This window comes from Sphingomonas sp. DBB INV C78 (genome assembly GCF_042693015.1).
In the GTDB taxonomy this organism is placed as follows: domain Bacteria; phylum Pseudomonadota; class Alphaproteobacteria; order Sphingomonadales; family Sphingomonadaceae; genus Sphingomonas_E.
In genome coordinates this window covers 520,786-535,880 of the sequence record NZ_CP170544.1, presented here as the reverse complement: position 1 = coordinate 535,880, position 15,095 = coordinate 520,786, and the positions used below count along the sequence as shown (strand labels likewise).

The following is a 15,095-nucleotide window of genomic DNA, read 5'->3' as shown; positions in this document are numbered from 1 at the left end:
GGGATGATGGTAAATGGGGTCTACTCCCCCTTCTGCTCATTCCTGGGTTTCAACATCCCCGGCGAGACGAAGCCGATCGGCTGTAGCGCCAGCGCATCCTGCTTTATCTTCGCTGCGATCTGCTCGTACTCGCGCTCGATCTCAGGGGTCACCGTCGCACGCGTATCCTTCAGCGCCTTCTCGAAATGCGCCGCGGTCACATGCTCGTTGTCGAGTGAATCCCGCAGCGCGAACAGGCCCGCCCGGCGCACCAGATCCTCCAGATCGGCACCGGTGAACCGATCCGTCCGCCGCGCCATGTCATCAAGGTCGACATCGGCAGCCAGCGGCATCCGCGCCGTATGGATATCCAGGATGCGCCGTCGCCCGCCCGCATCGGGCACGGAGACATAGATCAGCTCATCGAACCGTCCAGGACGCAGGAGTGCCGGATCGATCAGGTTGGGCCGATTGGTCGCCCCGATCACCACCACCGATTGCAGTTCCTCCAGCCCATCCATCTCGGACAGGATGGTGTTCACCACCCGCTCGGTCACCTGCGGTTCGCCCATGCCGCCGCCACGCGCCGGCACCAGACTGTCGAGCTCGTCGATGAAGATCACCGTCGGCGCCACCTGGCGGGCACGCGCGAACAGCCGCGCGATCTGCTGCTCGCTCTCGCCATACCATTTGGACAGGAGATCGCTGGATTTGGTGGCGATGAAATTCGCCTCCGCCTCGCGCGCGACCGCCTTGGCGAGCAGCGTCTTGCCGGTTCCCGGCGGGCCATAGAGCAGGAAGCCCTTGGCCGGGCGAATGCCGAGCCTGCGGAAGGCATCGGGGTTCTTCAGCGGCAGTTCCACGCCTTCCTTCAGGCGCGTCTGGGCGTCGTCCAGGCCGCCGACATCCTCCCAGCGGACATTGGGTTTCTGCACCATCACTTCGCGCATCGCCGAAGGCTGGACGCGCTTGATCGCCTCCTGGAAATCCTCGCGCGTCACCGAAAGCGTGTCGAGCACCTCGGGGGGGATTGTCCGCTCCTCCAGGTTGAGCTTCGGCATGATCCGCCGCACCGCCTCGATCGCGGCCTCGCGGGCGAGCGCGGCCATGTCGGCGCCGACGAAGCCGTAGGTCTGCCTGGCAAGCTCGTCGAGGTCGACCTTGTCGCCCAGCGGCATGCCGCGGGTGTGGATGCCGAGGATTTCGCGCCGACCGCGCTCGTCGGGCACGCCGATAACGATCTCGCGATCGAAGCGGCCGGGCCGGCGCAGCGCCTCGTCGATCGCCTCGGGCCGGTTGGTCGCGGCGATGATGACGGTGTTCTGTCGCGCTTCCAGCCCGTCCATCAGCGTCAGCAGTTGCGCGACAAGGCGCTTTTCCGCCTCGCCCTGTACCTGGCCGCGCTTGGGCGCGATCGAATCGATCTCGTCGATGAAGATGATCGACGGCGAAGACTTCGCAGCCTCCTCGAATATCTCGCGCAGGCGCTTCTCGCTCTCGCCATAAGCGGAGCCCATGATCTCGGGTCCGTTGATCAGGAAGAAGCTGGCGTCGCTCTCGTTCGCCACCGCGCGGGCCAGCCGCGTCTTGCCGGTTCCGGGCGGGCCGTGCAGCAGCACGCCCTTGGGCGGATCGACGCCCAGCCGCTGGAACAGTTCAGGGTAGCGGAGCGGCAGCTCCACCATCTCGCGCACCTGGTCGATCGTCGATCCCAGCCCGCCGATATCGTCATAGGTCACATCGGCACGGCGCTGATCGCCCTGCCCCGCCTGATATTCGGCGCGCAGCTCGACCTCGGTGTCCTGATCGATATGGACGATGCCCTTGGCCGGCACGGTCGAAACCACGACCAGCCTGATCTCCTGCAAGGCGAACGCCGGCGCATTCAGCATCTGGCGCAACTGCGGCGGCATGTTCGCCTCGTCGATGCGCTGCTGGCCGGCGGTCGCGACCACATCGCCTGCGGTCAGCGGCCGCATGCCGAAGCTGCGCTTCAGCGCCTCGCCCGATCCCTGCAGCCGCAGATTTTCCTGCGCCGGCGCGAACACCACGCGTTGCGCGGGCTTCGATTCCGCCTTGCGCACCTCGACGAAATCGCCCGAACCCACGCCTGCGTTTGCACGCTGCAGGCCGTCGAGACGTAATATCTCGAGTCCTTCATCCTCCGAATAGGGCAACACCGCCCGCGCCGCCGTGGTGCGCTTGCCGGCGATCTCCACCACGTCGCCCTCGGCCAGCCCCAGCGCCGTCAGCGTTGCGCGAGACATGCGTGCGAGCCCGCGGCCGCTATCGTCGGGCCGGGAATTGGCGACCTGGAGCTTGCGGCCTCCGTTTGCGGGTTCGGAATTTTCTTCTTCTGCCATGTCATCGCTCTCCGCTCGGGGACGACAGACATAAGGGCTCGAAACCGGATTTCGATCCGGGGCAGCAACAAAAAAAGGCCAGCCCGAAGGCTGGCCGTGAAAGTTTTTAGGAGAGGATGCCTGAAAGGCCCGCTCCCTTTGCGTTCGGCAGACTTATTGTGCAAATGCGAAATGGGCGATTGCGCTTGCATTTTTCGCAATCGTGAGCCACGTTTTTTCGCGATACTCCGCCTTCGCTCTGGCGGAACGCGTCATTGCAGTGCACAATAATCGCCGAGGATTGGAGGCGAAATTGCGTCGATTGCCACCGCTTACAGCCGTCGAGGCCTTCGTGCAGGTCGCACGTCTGGGTTCGGTCAAGGCGGCGGCGGAGGAACTGGCGCTGTCGTCACCCGCGCTCAGCCGGCGCGTCCAGGCGATGGAACGCTTCGTTGGCCGTTCGCTGTTCGAACGCCGGCACCAGGCGATGCTGCTCAACACTGACGGAGAGATGCTGCTCGCCCGCCTCGCCCCAGCGCTCGACTCGCTGGCCGAAGCGATCGAGATGACGACCGGCGATTCCGAACTGCTGCGCCTGCGTCTCGCCGTGCTGCCGCTGTTCGCCTCGCAGCGGCTGATGCAGCGCCTGCCCGAGCTTCGCAACCGCCATCCGGAACTGCATATCGATATCGACACCGCCGCCCATGGCCTTTCGCGCCTTGGCGAGGGGGTGGACGCGGCGATCGTGCTGGCCCGCGATGTCGAACCCAATCTCTATTCGCGCCGGCTCGATCGCAACAAGGTGGTGGCGATCGGCGCGAAGCGGCTGCTCGAAGGCCGCAACGCGCTGCGCGTCCCCGATGATTTGCGGCGGATGACGATCTTCCTCCACCGCGACATGCCCGAAACCTTCAATTCGTGGCGCGAGGCGCTCCGCCGCCCCGATCTCGAACCCGCGGCGGTCGACCATTTCGACTCCGGCCACCTGATGCTCGATGCCGCCGCGCAGGGCCTGGGCGTCGCCTTCATGCTCGACAGCCATCTCCACGATTCGAACGACGAGCGGCTGGTCGAGCTGTTCGGCGATGTCGATGTCGACAGCCAGTATAGCTACTGGTTCGCCTGCCGCCGCTCCGCCCTCTCGCGCCGCCCGGTGCGCCTGTTCCACGACTGGCTGTTCGAATCCATCGCGCGGGATTGAGCGCTCTCCCAACGAAAACGCCCCGCCAGCCATCGGGCCAGCGGGGCGCTATCAGTGGTAGCTTAACCGATCAGGCGTCGGCTTCGATCTTCGCCTTGATGATCTTGCCCGGCGTGCGCGGCGGCTCGCCCTTGGGCAGCGCGTCGACATGCTCCATGCCTTCGCGCACCACGCCCCAGGCGGTATATTGGCGATCGAGGAAGGTCGCGTCGTCGAAGCAGATGAAGAACTGGCTGTTCGCGCTGTTCGGGTTCTGCGCGCGCGCCATCGAGCAGACGCCGCGGACATGCGGCTCGGCGTTGAACTCGGCGGCGAGGTCGGGCTTCTTCGATCCGCCCATGCCGGTGCCGGTGGGGTCGCCGCCCTGCGCCATGAAGCCGGGGATGACGCGGTGGAAGACCACGCCGTCATAGAAACCCTCGCGGGTCAGTTCCTTGATCCGCTCGACATGGCCGGGCGCGAGATCGGGGCGAAGATCGATGACGACGTCGCCGCCGCTGTCGAGCGAAAGGATCAGGGTGTTCTCGGGATCGGCCATCATGGTCTCCTGCGAAAAAGTTTGGCCCAACTACGCGGCAGCGGCGATCTCCGCCAGCCCATATTCGGCGGCGACCAGTTCATAGCTGCGCCGCCGCGCGTCGTGATCGGACATGATGTTGACCAGCATCATCTCGTCCGCGCCATATTCGGCCGCCACCGCATCCACTTGCGCGCGCACCTCGGCGGGCGTGCCAAGGATGGTGCGGCGGTGGCGGCGGTTGCCGTCGCCATGTTCGGCAAGCCAGGCCAGCGCCTTTTCGATCGGCGGCACCGCGATCAGGTCGCCGCGGACGAGATGCGCGAACATCATCGCCGCCGGCGCCGCCAGCGCGCGCGCCTCCTCGCTCGTCGGCGCCGCGATCGCCCAGCTCGCCGCCATCACATAAGGCTTGTCCAGCCACTGCGACGGCCGAAACTGCCGGCGATATTCCGCCGCCATCTCCGCGCCGGCCGGGTTGATGAAGTCGGCAAAGCAATAAGGCAGTCCGCTTCCCGCCGCCCAGATCGCCGAATCCATCGACGATCCCAGCAGCCATGGGTCGGGCGATCCCTCGCCCCCCGACGGCAGCGATTTCACCAGCGGCGCAAAGGCATGGTCCTCGGGCATGGTGTCGCTGATATAGGCCAGCAGCTCCGCCAGATTCTGCGGAAAATCGTCGGACGGCATCCGCCGCGAACGATCGCGCTGCAAGGCGTAAGCCGTCCGCCCGTCGGTCCCCGGCGCGCGCCCCAGCCCCAGGTCGATCCGTCCCGGCGCCAGCGCCGCGATCATCCGGAAGGTCTCGGCAATCTTGAAGGGCGAGAAATGCGGCAGCATGATCCCGCCCGATCCGACACGGATGCGCTCCGTCGCCAGCGCCACCGGCCCGATCAGCGCCTCGGGCGCGACTCCGGCGATCCCCGGCGAAGCATGGTGCTCCGCCAGCCAGTAGCGGTGATAGCCCAGCCGGTCCGCCGTGCGGGCGAGATCGAGCGTGTTGGCAAGCGCGTCGGCCGCGGTGGAGCCTTCGGCGATCGGGGACTGGTCCAGAACGGACAGGCGATAGGATCGGGTCATGGATAGACCATATGGGTATTCCGTAGCGTCTTGAAACCCATGACGCGCCGGTCTAGCGCCTGTCCCGTTCGGGACAGGTATCTCTTTCCCGTTTGTGTCGAGCGAAGTCGAGACACCTCTTCGAGCGAAGCCGAGAAGCCCTCCGCTGCGCTCGGGCGGTCCCTCGACTTCGCTCGGGACAAACGGATCGGAATCTTACCCGGACATCGTGAAATCTAGTGGCGGAAGATCATGGAAGCGCACGCCCAGCCAGCATCCGCCCTGCCTTCTCCCGCCAAGCGGCTCGCCATCACCATCACGGTGATGGCCGCCACGCTGATGCAGGTGCTCGATTCGACGATCGCCAATGTCGCGCTGCCGCACATGCAGGCAACGCTGGGCGCCACGCAGGAATCGATCGCCTGGGTGCTAACTTCCTACATCATCGCCGTTGCCATCGCGACGCCGGTCACCGGCTGGCTGGAATCGCGTTTCGGCCGGCGGGAGCTGTTCGTCACTTCGGTCGTCGGCTTCACCCTGGCTTCGGCCGCCTGCGGCCTGGCGCCGACGCTGGAAACAATGGTGGCGGCCCGCATCCTGCAAGGCGTTTTCGGCGCATTCATCGGCCCGCTGACGCAGGCCGCGATGCTGGACAGCTATCCCAAGGAAAAGCACGCGCAGGCGCTCACCATCTGGGGCATGGGCGTGATGATCGCGCCGATCATGGGGCCCGTGCTCGGCGGCTGGCTTACCGATCAGTGGAACTGGCGCTGGGTGTTCTTCATCAACGTGCCGTTCGGCATCGTCACCGCGGTCGCCAGCTGGATATTGCTGTCATCGGCAAAGCTGCAAAAGACCGCGCTGGATATCACCGGTTTCATCCTGATCTCGATGATGCTCGTCGGCTTCCAGCTCACGCTCGATCGCGGCACGCATCTCGACTGGTTCGAATCGACCGAGATCATCATTGAATGCGGGATCTTCGTGGTCGGCCTGTGGATGTATGCCGTCCACAGCGCCACCACCGCGCATCCGCTGATTCCGCTGGCGTTGTTCCGCGATCGCAATTTCCTGATCGCCAACCTGTTCATGTTCCTCGCCAGCGGTATCAGCATCGCCGGCTCCGCGCTGATGGCGCCGATGCTGCAGACCCTGCTCGGTTATGATGCCTATGGCGCCGGTCTGCTGGTCGCGCCGCGCGGCATCGCGATGATGGCCTCCATGTTGGTCGCCGGCATCCTCGCCAAGCGGATCGATGGCCGCTTGATGATCGGTTTCGGCCTTACCCTGATCGCAGCGTCGCAGATGGTCATGGCCGGTTTCGATCTTCAGATGGGCGCCTGGCCGGTGATCTGGGCCGGCGTGGTCCAGGGCTTCGGCACGGGCTTCGTCATCCTGCCGCTCAACCTCCTCGCCTTCGCCACGCTTGCGCCCTATCTGCGCACCGAAGGCGCGGCGCTCTACAGCCTATCGCGCAACATCGGCTCGTCGGTGGCGATCGCCGTCCTTTCGGCCCTGCTCGCCCGCAACCTGCAGGTCAGCCATTCGGACCTGTCGACGCATATCAACGCATCCTCTTTGCCTTTCCTTACGCCCGCCGTGATCGAGAAATTCGGTGAACAGGGCGAAGGCGTGCTCAGGATGATCGACGCCGAAATCAACCGCCAGGCGCTGATGATCGCCTATATCGACGATTATTGGCTGATGGGCTGGGCGGTCATCGTCCTCCTGCCCTTCGTGATCCTGATGCGCGGGGCGAAGTCGAAGCCCGGTGACGAACCGCCACCGATGATGGAATAGCCTTTTCCCCTCTCCCGCTTTCGCGGGAGAGGCCGGGTGAGGATCTTCTTCTTTCTTCTCCCCTCACCGTCATCCCAGCGTAGGCTGGGATCGCAAGCGGCTTGTGTGGTCGATTTGCCGCACGAGATACCAGCTTTCGCCGGGATGACGCTTGCGCCTCGCCCAAGGGCTGACATCCGCCATCGCCGCGCCTAGAAGGCACTGGAATCCGAAGCGCGCCAATGGTGGGGGCCGATGAGCGAAACCGAAATCGATCCCGCCACCGAAGCCGTTCCCGAAACGAGCCTCGACGAAGACGACCGGATGAAGCCGGAATTCGTCTCCAGTGTCCTCGCCCATGTCGAGGCGGGGGATGATGAAGGCGTCCGCACGCTGGTCGCGCCGCTCCATCCCGCCGACATCGCCGATCTGTTCGAACTGGTGCCGGGCGATATGCGCCGCCCGCTCGCCGCCGCCATTTCCGACATGCTCGACGGCGACGTGCTTTCGGAAATGAACGAGTGGGTGCGCGACGAGCTGATCGACGCGCTCGCCCCCCACGAAGTGGCCGAACTCGCCACCCAGCTCGAAACCGACGACGCCGTCGCGATCATCGAGGAGTTGGAGGAGGACGAGCAGCGCGCCGTCCTCCGCGCGATGGAGCCGGATGATCGCGCCGCGATCGAAGAAGCCCTGTCCTACCCGGAGGAATCCGCCGGCCGCCTGATGCAGCGCGATCTGATCGCGGTGCCCGAACATTGGACGGTGGGCGACGTCCTCGATTATCTCCGCTCGAACGAGGATCTCACCACCGATTTCTGGGAAATCTTCGTGGTGGATAGCCGCCACCACCCGGTCGGCACCTGCAATCTGAGCTGGATTCTGCGCACCCCGCGCGGCATCGCCATCGCCGATGTGATGAAGCGCGAACAGACCCTGATCCCGGTCGACATGGACCAGGAAGAGGTCGCCCTCCGTTTCCAGAAATACGCCCTCATCTCCGCCGCCGTGGTGGACCAGTCGAACCGCCTCGTCGGCATGATCACCGTCGACGACGTCGTCCACATCATCCAGGAAGAAGCCGGCGAGGACATCCTCAAGCTCTCCGGCGCCGGCGACGGCGACATTAACGAGCCCGTGCGCGACAGCTACAAGGCGCGCGTCCGCTGGCTGCTCGCCAATCTGCTGACCGCCCTCGTCGCCTCCACCATCATCGGCATCTTCGAAGGCACCATCGCCAAGATGGTCGCGCTCGCCACGCTGATGCCGATCGTCGCCGGCGTCGGCGGCAATGCCGGCACGCAGACGATGGCCGTCACGGTCCGCGCCATCGCCACCAACCAGCTCACCCAGTCGAACACGATGCGCGCCATCGTCCGCGAAATCCGCATCGCGCTGCTGAACGGTGTGACGGTGGCCGCGGTCATCGGCTGCGGCGTCGCCTTCTTCTTCGGCAATCCTGCGCTGGGCGGGGTGATTGCGGCGGCGATGATGACCAATATCGTCATCGCCGGTCTCGCCGGCGTGCTCGTGCCGGTGGCGCTCGACCGGATGGACGTCGACCCCGCCGTCTCCTCGTCGATCTTCGTCACGATGACGACCGACTCGATGGGCTTCCTCGCTTTCCTCGGCCTCGCCACCGCCACCGGGCTTGCGGGCTGAGCGCCACACCCCACATCGCCCACATGCTCCACATGACCAAGGTCGCGGTTGGCTGCTCCAGCGTGGAAATCCTGCGCGACCGCATCACCGCGCGCGCCACGAATGGCACGACGACGATTCACACCCGCTACCGCCCTACGCGCGCGGCCGAGATGGTCGGTGGCTCGCTCTACTGGATCATCGCCCACCGCCTGATCGCGCGGCAAACGATCCTCGGCTTCGAGGAAGGGGAAAACGGCCACTGCCTGATCCGCGTCGACGCCCGCGTCGTCCCCGTCCGCGCTCGCCCCAAGCGCGCCCACCAGGGCTGGCGCTACCTCAAGGCCGATGATGCGCCGCAGGATTTCGACGGCAGCGACGCGGACGTCGCCGCCATGCCCAAGGCCATGGTCGACGAACTATCCGCGCTGTCGCTGATCTGATCGCGGCTTAGCCGCAGCGGGCGTCGCCCGACCCCATCTTGCGGACCGTGCATTTCGCGCCGCCGGTCACGGTGGCGTCACCCGACCCCATCAGCGATACCGAGGCGCTGGTCCGCGCACCGACATTGATGTTGCCCGATCCCATAACGGAGAGCGACGCCGTGTCCGATTGCAGGCCCGCGGCTTCGATATTGCCCGAACCTGCGATCGAACCGCTCACCTTCTGGGTGTGGCCGGCGACCGTGATGTTGCCCGATCCCGCGATCGATAGGTCCGCCGCCTGGGCTTCCAGCGCCGCGACGGAAAGATTGCCCGATCCCGCGACCGAGCCATCGAAGCTGGCGGCCTTTACGCGATCGACCGTCATGTCGCCCGAACCGTCGATCGATGCCCCGGTCAGCACCGGCAGCGTCACCGTCACCTTCGCGGTCCCGCGCGTGCCGTTCCAGTTCGACTGGTTCTTCTTGCGGCTGACGCGCAGTTCGTTGCCGACCACGGTGATTTCCAGCCGGTCGAGGATCGCGGTATCGCCCTCGGCACGGACCGACGCCGCCGGGCCGACGCGGACGGTCACGTCATCGGGGCCGCGCAGGTCCACCTTGTCGAAACCGGAAAGGGCGAAGTCCCGGCTTCCCTTGACGCCACTCTCCGCCTCCGCCTGGACGGAGCCGCTGCAGGCGGCGAGCAGTGCGAACGGAACGGAAAGAAAGGCGAGGCGCATCCTGAAGTCTCCTACTGTATTACAACACCGATACAGTAATTGAAACAGCGCCTCAACCCTTTCCAGTCTAAACCTGTCTCTCTACCTGACCCGGATCCGCGGCTCCGGCGCGCCCCGCCGCATCCGGTTCAGGAACTCGCCCAGCGGCGCCAGCTCGGCCACTTCGGGCTCATCGGATTGCGGCGGATTGGCCCAAAACTCCTTCCACGACGGCCACAGCGCATGGAAGCTCCCCTCATAAGGCTCGCGCCCCGGCCAGCGCATCTTCATGTTGCCGATCGGCGGCTTGTTGAGGTCGGTCGCATACCAATAACAGGGCAGCCGCCGCCGGAAATACCAGCTCCCCTCGATCCGCTCATAATTGTCCCAATAGAGCATCTGCATGATCACCCATTCCGGGCCAGTCTCATGCTCGTTCTTGGAATAGACCACGCCATGCGCATGATCGGCGTCGTCGAACTCGATGATATGGTTGCCGACATGGTGCGATGTGCCGGTGAACTGCAGGCGAAGCGTATCGTCCAGCCACCGCTTCAGATGGCTCCGCCCCACCTTGTCGCGGCTGACCCGTATATCGTGGGCAAACAGGTTCACATGCGCATCCAGGTCGCGCATGTCGAGCGACAGCGAGTAGCGCGAAACAAGCTGGCGGATGGCCTCCGTGGATTCGAGCCGGTCGATCCGGGCTTCCAGGTCGCTCATCTGCTTGTCTCTCCTGCCGTTTCGGGGAACAGTGTCGACGCTCGGGCGTCGAGCCCCCACACGGCTTCCGTTGCCGCGATTATGGACTGGCGTCTAGAGTGAGCATGTTGCGCTGGAGGACTATCGTTTGTTGAATTGCGCCAGATGGCCACTGATTTTCCTGCCGCTCGCCGCGATGGGCTGCGCTGGCGGCGATGGCGCCAGGGCCGAAGCGGGATCGCCCGCCGCCGTCGCTGCCTGGCGGACCATGGCGACGACCACCGATCGCGAACGGGTGCGCACCTGGCGCGATGCCTGGACGCAGGCCCTTACCCAGATCTCCGCTGCAGGCGAAACGGCGAAGCTCACACCGCTGGGGTCGCTGATGCAGCCCGATGCGGCGCTCCCCTCCCCCGTGCCGCCGCCGGGCGATTATGTCTGCCGCGTCTACAAGCTGGGCTCGCGCAATCCCGGCGGCCCCGTCTTCACCGCCAATCCGGAATTCACTTGCCGGATCACGCAGGAAAAGGACATGCTGAGCCTCGCCAAGCTCGGCGGAGCGCAAAAGCCGGTGGGCTTCCTCTTTCCCAATGACGAAAGCCGGATGATCTTCCTGGGCACGATGATGCTGGGCGATGAACGGCGCGCGCTCGATTACGGTTCCGATCCCGAACGCGACATGGCCGGCGCGCTGGAACGGGTCGAACCCAAGCGCTGGCGTTTGATCCTGCCCTTCCCGCACTGGGAATCGACGCTCGACGTGATCGAGCTCGTCCCCAAGAGCTAAGGGGGGATCAGCCTCGCTCGGCCCGCCACTTCGCCGTCAGCGTCTGGGCGGCGTCCAGGTCGGGCATGAAGTCCACCTCCTGCCACTCCATGCCGTGGATCGAGGTCGTCGAGACGATACCGAGCGGCGCGAGCTGATCGATCAGCTTCAGATACCAGCTCTTCACGCCTTCCGGCCCATGCATCAGCGCATCGACCGCGTCGACGAACACCGCCGGGCCCTGCCCGCGGAACGCCAGGAAGCCGATCGACTCGGCGTTGCATTCGGTGATCGTCTTGCCGATCCGCAGCAGCCGGTCGCCGTCGCGCAACACCTTCATGTCGTCATCGTCATAGGCCGGCTTCTCGTCGACCGTGATGGTGATCGGCGCCGTCGCGTTGGCGATCACCTTCTTCACGATATCCGGCCCGATCAGCGTGTCGCCGTTGAGGATCAGGAAGTCCTGCTTCATCTCCTCGCGCGCCATCCACACAGATCCGGTGTTGTCGGCGACATGATAGAAGGGGTTGTAGAGCGTCCGCGTCCGCCCATCCGCGCGCGAGGAAACCAGCGCATCGACCAGATCCGAACGAAAGCCGGTGACGATCACCGCTTCCTCCACGCCACCCGCATACAAGGCGTCGAGCTGCCATTCGAGCAACGTCTTCCCCGAACAGTCGAGCAGGCATTTCGGGCGGTTCTCGGTGAGCGGCAGCAGGCGGGAACCCTTGCCCGCGCTCAGGATGACGGCCTTCTTCATAGTCATGGGTCGATCGCGCTTTCGGATGCGAAACTGTTGGCCCGCGCCTATCGGCCGCAATCGTGACTTTTCCGGGGCGAGGGCTATAGACACGGCCTTTGAAACATTGCGGGGCCGACCGGAAGCGTGGACGACAAGGGCAAGTGGACGGCGATTCTTCTCGCAGGGTCACGACCGGGCGGCGATCCGTTCGCCCAGGCGCATGGCGAGCGCTATAAAGCGCGGGTCGAAATCGCCGGCGAGGCGATGATCGCGCGCGTCGTCCGCACGCTGGCGGCGGTCGACCGGATCGGCCGCATCCTCATCCTCTCGCAGGAACCCGACGCCGTCGTCGCCGGCGATCTCGCCTGGATCGGCGATCATCCCAAGATAGGGCTGCACGCAAGTGGTGCGGGCATTTCCCACAGCATCGCCAGCGTCGCCGGCACGCCGGATGCACCCTGGCCAGTGCTGATCACCACCGCCGATCACCCTTTGCTCCGCCCGTCCGATGTCGAATCATTCCTGGACGGCGTTGCCGATGCGGATGTCGCGGTGGCGATGGTGCCGCAGCATGTGCTGCTAGCCGCCTATCCCGAAAACAAGCGCACCTGGCTGCGCTTCCAGGACGGTGGTTTCACCGGCGCCAACCTGTTCGCGCTTACCAGCGATCGTGTCGCCCCGGCCCTCGAACTCTGGGCATCGGCGGAAAAAGACCGCAAGGTCGCCGGCAAGCTGATGATGCGCTTCGGCCCTTGCCTCGCAATCCGCGCGCTGACCCGTACCATCTCGCTGGGCGACGCCCTCGCTGCCGCCGGGCGTCGGCTCGGCCTGCGTGCCAAACCGGTCTTGCTCGATCGCGCCGAAGCCGGCATCGACGTCGACAAGCCGAGCGACTACGAGCTCGTCTCGCAAATCCTCCGCAGGCTGGATAGAAAAGAACAATGAACCTCGATCCGCTGCTCCGCCAGCTTCCGCCGGGCTTTGAAATCGTCCTCGCCGACGTCGGCTCCGCCGGCGGCCTCAAGGATCGCTGGGCACCCGTGCGCTCGATCACGTCGGCCATGCTGTTCGAACCGCGCGAGGGCGCTGCCGAGCCACAGCGCATCGGCCGCGACACGCTCTACCCGGTGGCGCTGGGCAAGGTGGCCGGGCAGGAGACGCTCAACATCACCGCCCTGCCCAACATGTCGTCGACGCTCGCTCCCAATGCCGAGCTTCTCGGCGGTTTCCGCAAGAAAGGCACGCACACCCAGATCACCTCCACGCTGGAGATGACGGTCGACAGCCTTGATGCGATCGCCACGCGCGAGGGGCGCGTGATCGATGCGATCAAGGTCGATACGCAGGGTAGCGAGCTCGGCATTCTCGAAGGCGCGGCAGGCACCATCGCCAACTCGGTGCTGTTCGCCGAGATCGAGGTTTCGTTCCTAGAACGCTATCGCGGTCAGGCGCTTGCCGGCGACATCATCGCCTTCATGGCCGGACATGGCTTCGATCTGATCGACCTCTACCGACTGAAGCGCTATCGCGCGCTCAATTCGGCCAATGTCGGCAATGTCAGCCTGGGCGGCGGCCAACGCGCCGGCCGGCTCGCTTATGGCGACGCCTTCTTCCTGCGGCGCGAGGAGGATCTGCTGGCCCGCGTCGCGCAAGGCGGTGAGACAGTCGCGCTGAAGGCGATCCTCGGTCTGCTCATCTATGGCAAGGCGGACATGGCCGCGCGCCTGCTCGATCTGTCGGGAAGCGCCATTCCCGAGGCACGCCGAGATGGCATGCAGCGTTTCCTGCGCAAGGCCGGCAAGCGCTGGCTCCGCACCGGCGGCGTCCACCACGCGCTCGATTATCTGGCACGACGTGCCTAAGCCGATCGCCGGGGGGTGGGTTCACTTTGGCGGTCCCGATCGACCGCCGCGCCTGCTCCGCGACCTGCTCGCCCGCCGCATCGAAGCCGTGCCCGAAGGCGGCGAGATCGCCTGGGCCACCTATTATTTCCGGGATATGGCGCTGGCCGAAGCGCTGATGGCCGCGTCCGATCGCGGCGTGCGCGTCGTGCTGCATGTCGAAGGCGCACCACGCCGCCGGTCCGCCAATGACGCCGTCGTCACCCGGCTGGAAAAGCATGGCCTGAACGGCGGCCTGAACGTGCATGAACCCTTGCTCGAAGCACTCGCGCCCTTCCATGGCCATCTTCACGCCAAGATCTACGCCTTCTCGCACCCCGAGCCGACGGTGCTGGTCGGCTCCTTCAATCCCTCGGGCAACGATCCCGAAGATCCGGACGTGATCGCAGAGATCGGCGATCAGGATCGCGGCCACAATATGCTGGTCGAATATCGCAACCCCGGCCTCGTCGCGACGCTGCGTCGCCATGTGCTGGAGCTTGATCGTCCCGCGCCACGCTTCCGCCCGCATGAAAATCATGTGTTCGAAGGCGCCTTCGCTTCGCTCTATTTCTATCCGCGGCTGCGGACGGGCATCATCGACAAGGCGCTGCACGGCCTCGGCTCCGGTACGACGATCCGCGGCGTGATCTCGCATCTCAAGCCCGGCTTCCTTTCACGCGGACTGGCGAAGGCAGCGCGGGCGGGTGCGGAGGTGCGATTGATCGTCCATGATACCGAGCGCCGCGTGCCCGAAGCGATCATCGACGAGCTTGCCGAGGCGGGCGTCGCGATCGCGCGTTACCGCCATCCGCAGGCCCTGCCCGTCCATTCCAAATTCCTGCTGATCGACAGGATTGGTGGGCGCGCGGCCTGGTTCGGCAGCTTCAACTACAATCCCCGGTCGCGCTGGCTGAACCGGGAGATATTGCTGCGAAGCGAAGATCCCGCACTGCGCGAGGCGCTTGCCGAGCGGTTCGATCTCATTGCGGGGGAAACCGCCGGCTTCGGCTGACCTAATCGCCGATCAGCAGATTCATATGCTCCACCCGCGGCGGTTTGGCGAAGCAGGGCCCCGCCAACCTGCGCCATTCGATGAACGCATCGGAATTGCGGAAGCCGATCATATGATCGTCCAAAGTCGCCCAGCGCACGAGCAGCCGGAAACGATGGGGATGCTCGATTGATCGCCCGATCCTTATTCCCAGGCATCCTGGCGACTGCAGGAAAAGCCGGGATGCCTCCTCCAGGATCGCTTCAAAGTCCGGCTCCTTGCCGGGGAGGATGTCGATTTCGGCGAGTTCGAGGATCATGGGCCGACAATAGACCAGCATTTTGTCGCAA

At 65.2% G+C, this 15,095-nt stretch carries 15 protein-coding genes; 8 read left to right on the top strand and 7 right to left on the bottom strand.

What is annotated here, in order from left to right; genetic code table 11:
- Window positions 1-20 precede the first annotated feature (20 nt).
- Entirely contained in the window at window positions 21-2,342 is a 2,322-nt protein-coding gene (locus ACFB49_RS02790; protein WP_380875653.1) for a CDC48 family AAA ATPase, read from the bottom strand.
- A 292-nt stretch (window positions 2,343-2,634) separates the two neighbouring features.
- Between ACFB49_RS02790 and ACFB49_RS02785 the strand changes: the two genes are divergently transcribed.
- Window positions 2,635-3,522: a LysR substrate-binding domain-containing protein gene (locus ACFB49_RS02785; protein ID WP_380875651.1), complete on the top strand. Its 888-nt coding sequence runs from the start codon at window positions 2,635-2,637 to the stop codon at window positions 3,520-3,522.
- A gap of 70 nt (window positions 3,523-3,592) precedes the next feature.
- On the opposite strand, the gene ACFB49_RS02780 is transcribed toward ACFB49_RS02785, so the two are convergent.
- On the bottom strand, window positions 3,593-4,060 hold the full coding sequence (locus ACFB49_RS02780; RefSeq protein ID WP_380875649.1) for a peptidylprolyl isomerase: 468 nt from the start codon (window positions 4,058-4,060) through the stop codon (window positions 3,593-3,595).
- A gap of 30 nt (window positions 4,061-4,090) precedes the next feature.
- Window positions 4,091-5,119: an LLM class flavin-dependent oxidoreductase gene (locus tag ACFB49_RS02775; RefSeq protein ID WP_380875647.1), complete on the bottom strand. Its 1,029-nt coding sequence runs from the start codon at window positions 5,117-5,119 to the stop codon at window positions 4,091-4,093.
- A 231-nt stretch (window positions 5,120-5,350) separates the two neighbouring features.
- Here ACFB49_RS02775 and ACFB49_RS02770 point away from each other — a divergent pair, with 231 nt between their 5' ends.
- The 3 genes from ACFB49_RS02770 to ACFB49_RS02760 all read left to right on the top strand — a co-directional run bounded on the left by ACFB49_RS02770 (window position 5,351) and on the right by ACFB49_RS02760 (window position 8,961).
- Complete coding sequence (locus ACFB49_RS02770) at window positions 5,351-6,898, top strand: DHA2 family efflux MFS transporter permease subunit (RefSeq protein WP_380875644.1); 1,548 nt, start codon at window positions 5,351-5,353, stop codon at window positions 6,896-6,898.
- Window positions 6,899-7,132: 234 nt separating this feature from the next.
- The gene (gene mgtE, locus ACFB49_RS02765; protein ID WP_380875642.1) at window positions 7,133-8,539 is read left to right on the top strand and encodes a magnesium transporter; all 1,407 of its coding nucleotides are present in this window, start codon (window positions 7,133-7,135) and stop codon (window positions 8,537-8,539) included.
- Between the two features lie 23 nt (window positions 8,540-8,562).
- The gene (locus ACFB49_RS02760) at window positions 8,563-8,961 is read left to right on the top strand and encodes a DUF1489 family protein (protein ID WP_380875641.1); all 399 of its coding nucleotides are present in this window, start codon (window positions 8,563-8,565) and stop codon (window positions 8,959-8,961) included.
- Window positions 8,962-8,968: 7 nt separating this feature from the next.
- Here the strand turns inward: ACFB49_RS02760 and ACFB49_RS02755 are convergent, their stop codons facing one another.
- Window positions 8,969-9,682, bottom strand: a complete 714-nt coding sequence (locus ACFB49_RS02755; protein WP_380875638.1) for a head GIN domain-containing protein — start codon at window positions 9,680-9,682, stop codon at window positions 8,969-8,971.
- A gap of 81 nt (window positions 9,683-9,763) precedes the next feature.
- A complete protein-coding gene (locus ACFB49_RS02750; RefSeq protein ID WP_380875635.1) occupies window positions 9,764-10,384 on the bottom strand; it encodes a nuclear transport factor 2 family protein in 621 nt (206 codons plus the stop codon).
- Window positions 10,385-10,514: 130 nt separating this feature from the next.
- Between ACFB49_RS02750 and ACFB49_RS02745 the strand changes: the two genes are divergently transcribed.
- Entirely contained in the window at window positions 10,515-11,150 is a 636-nt protein-coding gene (locus ACFB49_RS02745) for a DUF4893 domain-containing protein (RefSeq protein ID WP_380875633.1), read from the top strand.
- A gap of 7 nt (window positions 11,151-11,157) precedes the next feature.
- On the opposite strand, the gene ACFB49_RS02740 is transcribed toward ACFB49_RS02745, so the two are convergent.
- Window positions 11,158-11,895 (bottom strand): sugar phosphate nucleotidyltransferase, encoded by a 738-nt coding sequence (locus ACFB49_RS02740; protein WP_380875630.1) that lies wholly within the window; start codon window positions 11,893-11,895, stop codon window positions 11,158-11,160.
- Between the two features lie 120 nt (window positions 11,896-12,015).
- Here ACFB49_RS02740 and ACFB49_RS02735 point away from each other — a divergent pair, with 120 nt between their 5' ends.
- The 3 genes from ACFB49_RS02735 to ACFB49_RS02725 are packed head-to-tail and all read left to right on the top strand — an operon-like array spanning window position 12,016 to window position 14,766.
- Window positions 12,016-12,816: a nucleotidyltransferase family protein gene (locus ACFB49_RS02735; protein ID WP_380875628.1), complete on the top strand. Its 801-nt coding sequence runs from the start codon at window positions 12,016-12,018 to the stop codon at window positions 12,814-12,816.
- Window positions 12,813-13,733 carry an FkbM family methyltransferase gene (locus ACFB49_RS02730; RefSeq protein ID WP_380875626.1) on the top strand — a complete coding sequence of 307 codons (921 nt, stop codon included), beginning with the start codon at window positions 12,813-12,815 and terminating at the stop codon, window positions 13,731-13,733. Before ACFB49_RS02735 ends, ACFB49_RS02730 begins: the two co-directional genes overlap by 4 nt.
- Window positions 13,726-14,766 (top strand): phosphatidylserine/phosphatidylglycerophosphate/cardiolipin synthase family protein, encoded by a 1,041-nt coding sequence (locus ACFB49_RS02725; RefSeq protein ID WP_380875625.1) that lies wholly within the window; start codon window positions 13,726-13,728, stop codon window positions 14,764-14,766. Before ACFB49_RS02730 ends, ACFB49_RS02725 begins: the two co-directional genes overlap by 8 nt.
- Before the next feature lies 1 nt (window position 14,767).
- On the opposite strand, the gene ACFB49_RS02720 is transcribed toward ACFB49_RS02725, so the two are convergent.
- Window positions 14,768-15,085 carry an antibiotic biosynthesis monooxygenase family protein gene (locus ACFB49_RS02720; protein WP_380875623.1) on the bottom strand — a complete coding sequence of 106 codons (318 nt, stop codon included), beginning with the start codon at window positions 15,083-15,085 and terminating at the stop codon, window positions 14,768-14,770.
- Between the last annotated feature and the right edge of the window lie 10 nt (window positions 15,086-15,095).

Coding starts and splice junctions, on each gene's coding strand:
- ACFB49_RS02790 (WP_380875653.1), bottom strand. CDS start 2,342: ATGGCAGAAGAAGAAAATTCCGAACCCGCAAACGGAGGCCGCAAGCTC.
- ACFB49_RS02780 (WP_380875649.1), bottom strand. CDS start 4,060: ATGGCCGATCCCGAGAACACCCTGATCCTTTCGCTCGACAGCGGCGGC.
- ACFB49_RS02775 (WP_380875647.1), bottom strand. CDS start 5,119: ATGACCCGATCCTATCGCCTGTCCGTTCTGGACCAGTCCCCGATCGCC.
- ACFB49_RS02770 (WP_380875644.1), top strand. CDS start 5,351: ATGGAAGCGCACGCCCAGCCAGCATCCGCCCTGCCTTCTCCCGCCAAG.
- mgtE (WP_380875642.1), top strand. CDS start 7,133: ATGAGCGAAACCGAAATCGATCCCGCCACCGAAGCCGTTCCCGAAACG.
- ACFB49_RS02760 (WP_380875641.1), top strand. CDS start 8,563: ATGCTCCACATGACCAAGGTCGCGGTTGGCTGCTCCAGCGTGGAAATC.
- ACFB49_RS02755 (WP_380875638.1), bottom strand. CDS start 9,682: ATGCGCCTCGCCTTTCTTTCCGTTCCGTTCGCACTGCTCGCCGCCTGC.
- ACFB49_RS02750 (WP_380875635.1), bottom strand. CDS start 10,384: ATGAGCGACCTGGAAGCCCGGATCGACCGGCTCGAATCCACGGAGGCC.
- ACFB49_RS02740 (WP_380875630.1), bottom strand. CDS start 11,895: ATGACTATGAAGAAGGCCGTCATCCTGAGCGCGGGCAAGGGTTCCCGC.
- ACFB49_RS02730 (WP_380875626.1), top strand. CDS start 12,813: ATGAACCTCGATCCGCTGCTCCGCCAGCTTCCGCCGGGCTTTGAAATC.
- ACFB49_RS02720 (WP_380875623.1), bottom strand. CDS start 15,085: ATGCTGGTCTATTGTCGGCCCATGATCCTCGAACTCGCCGAAATCGAC.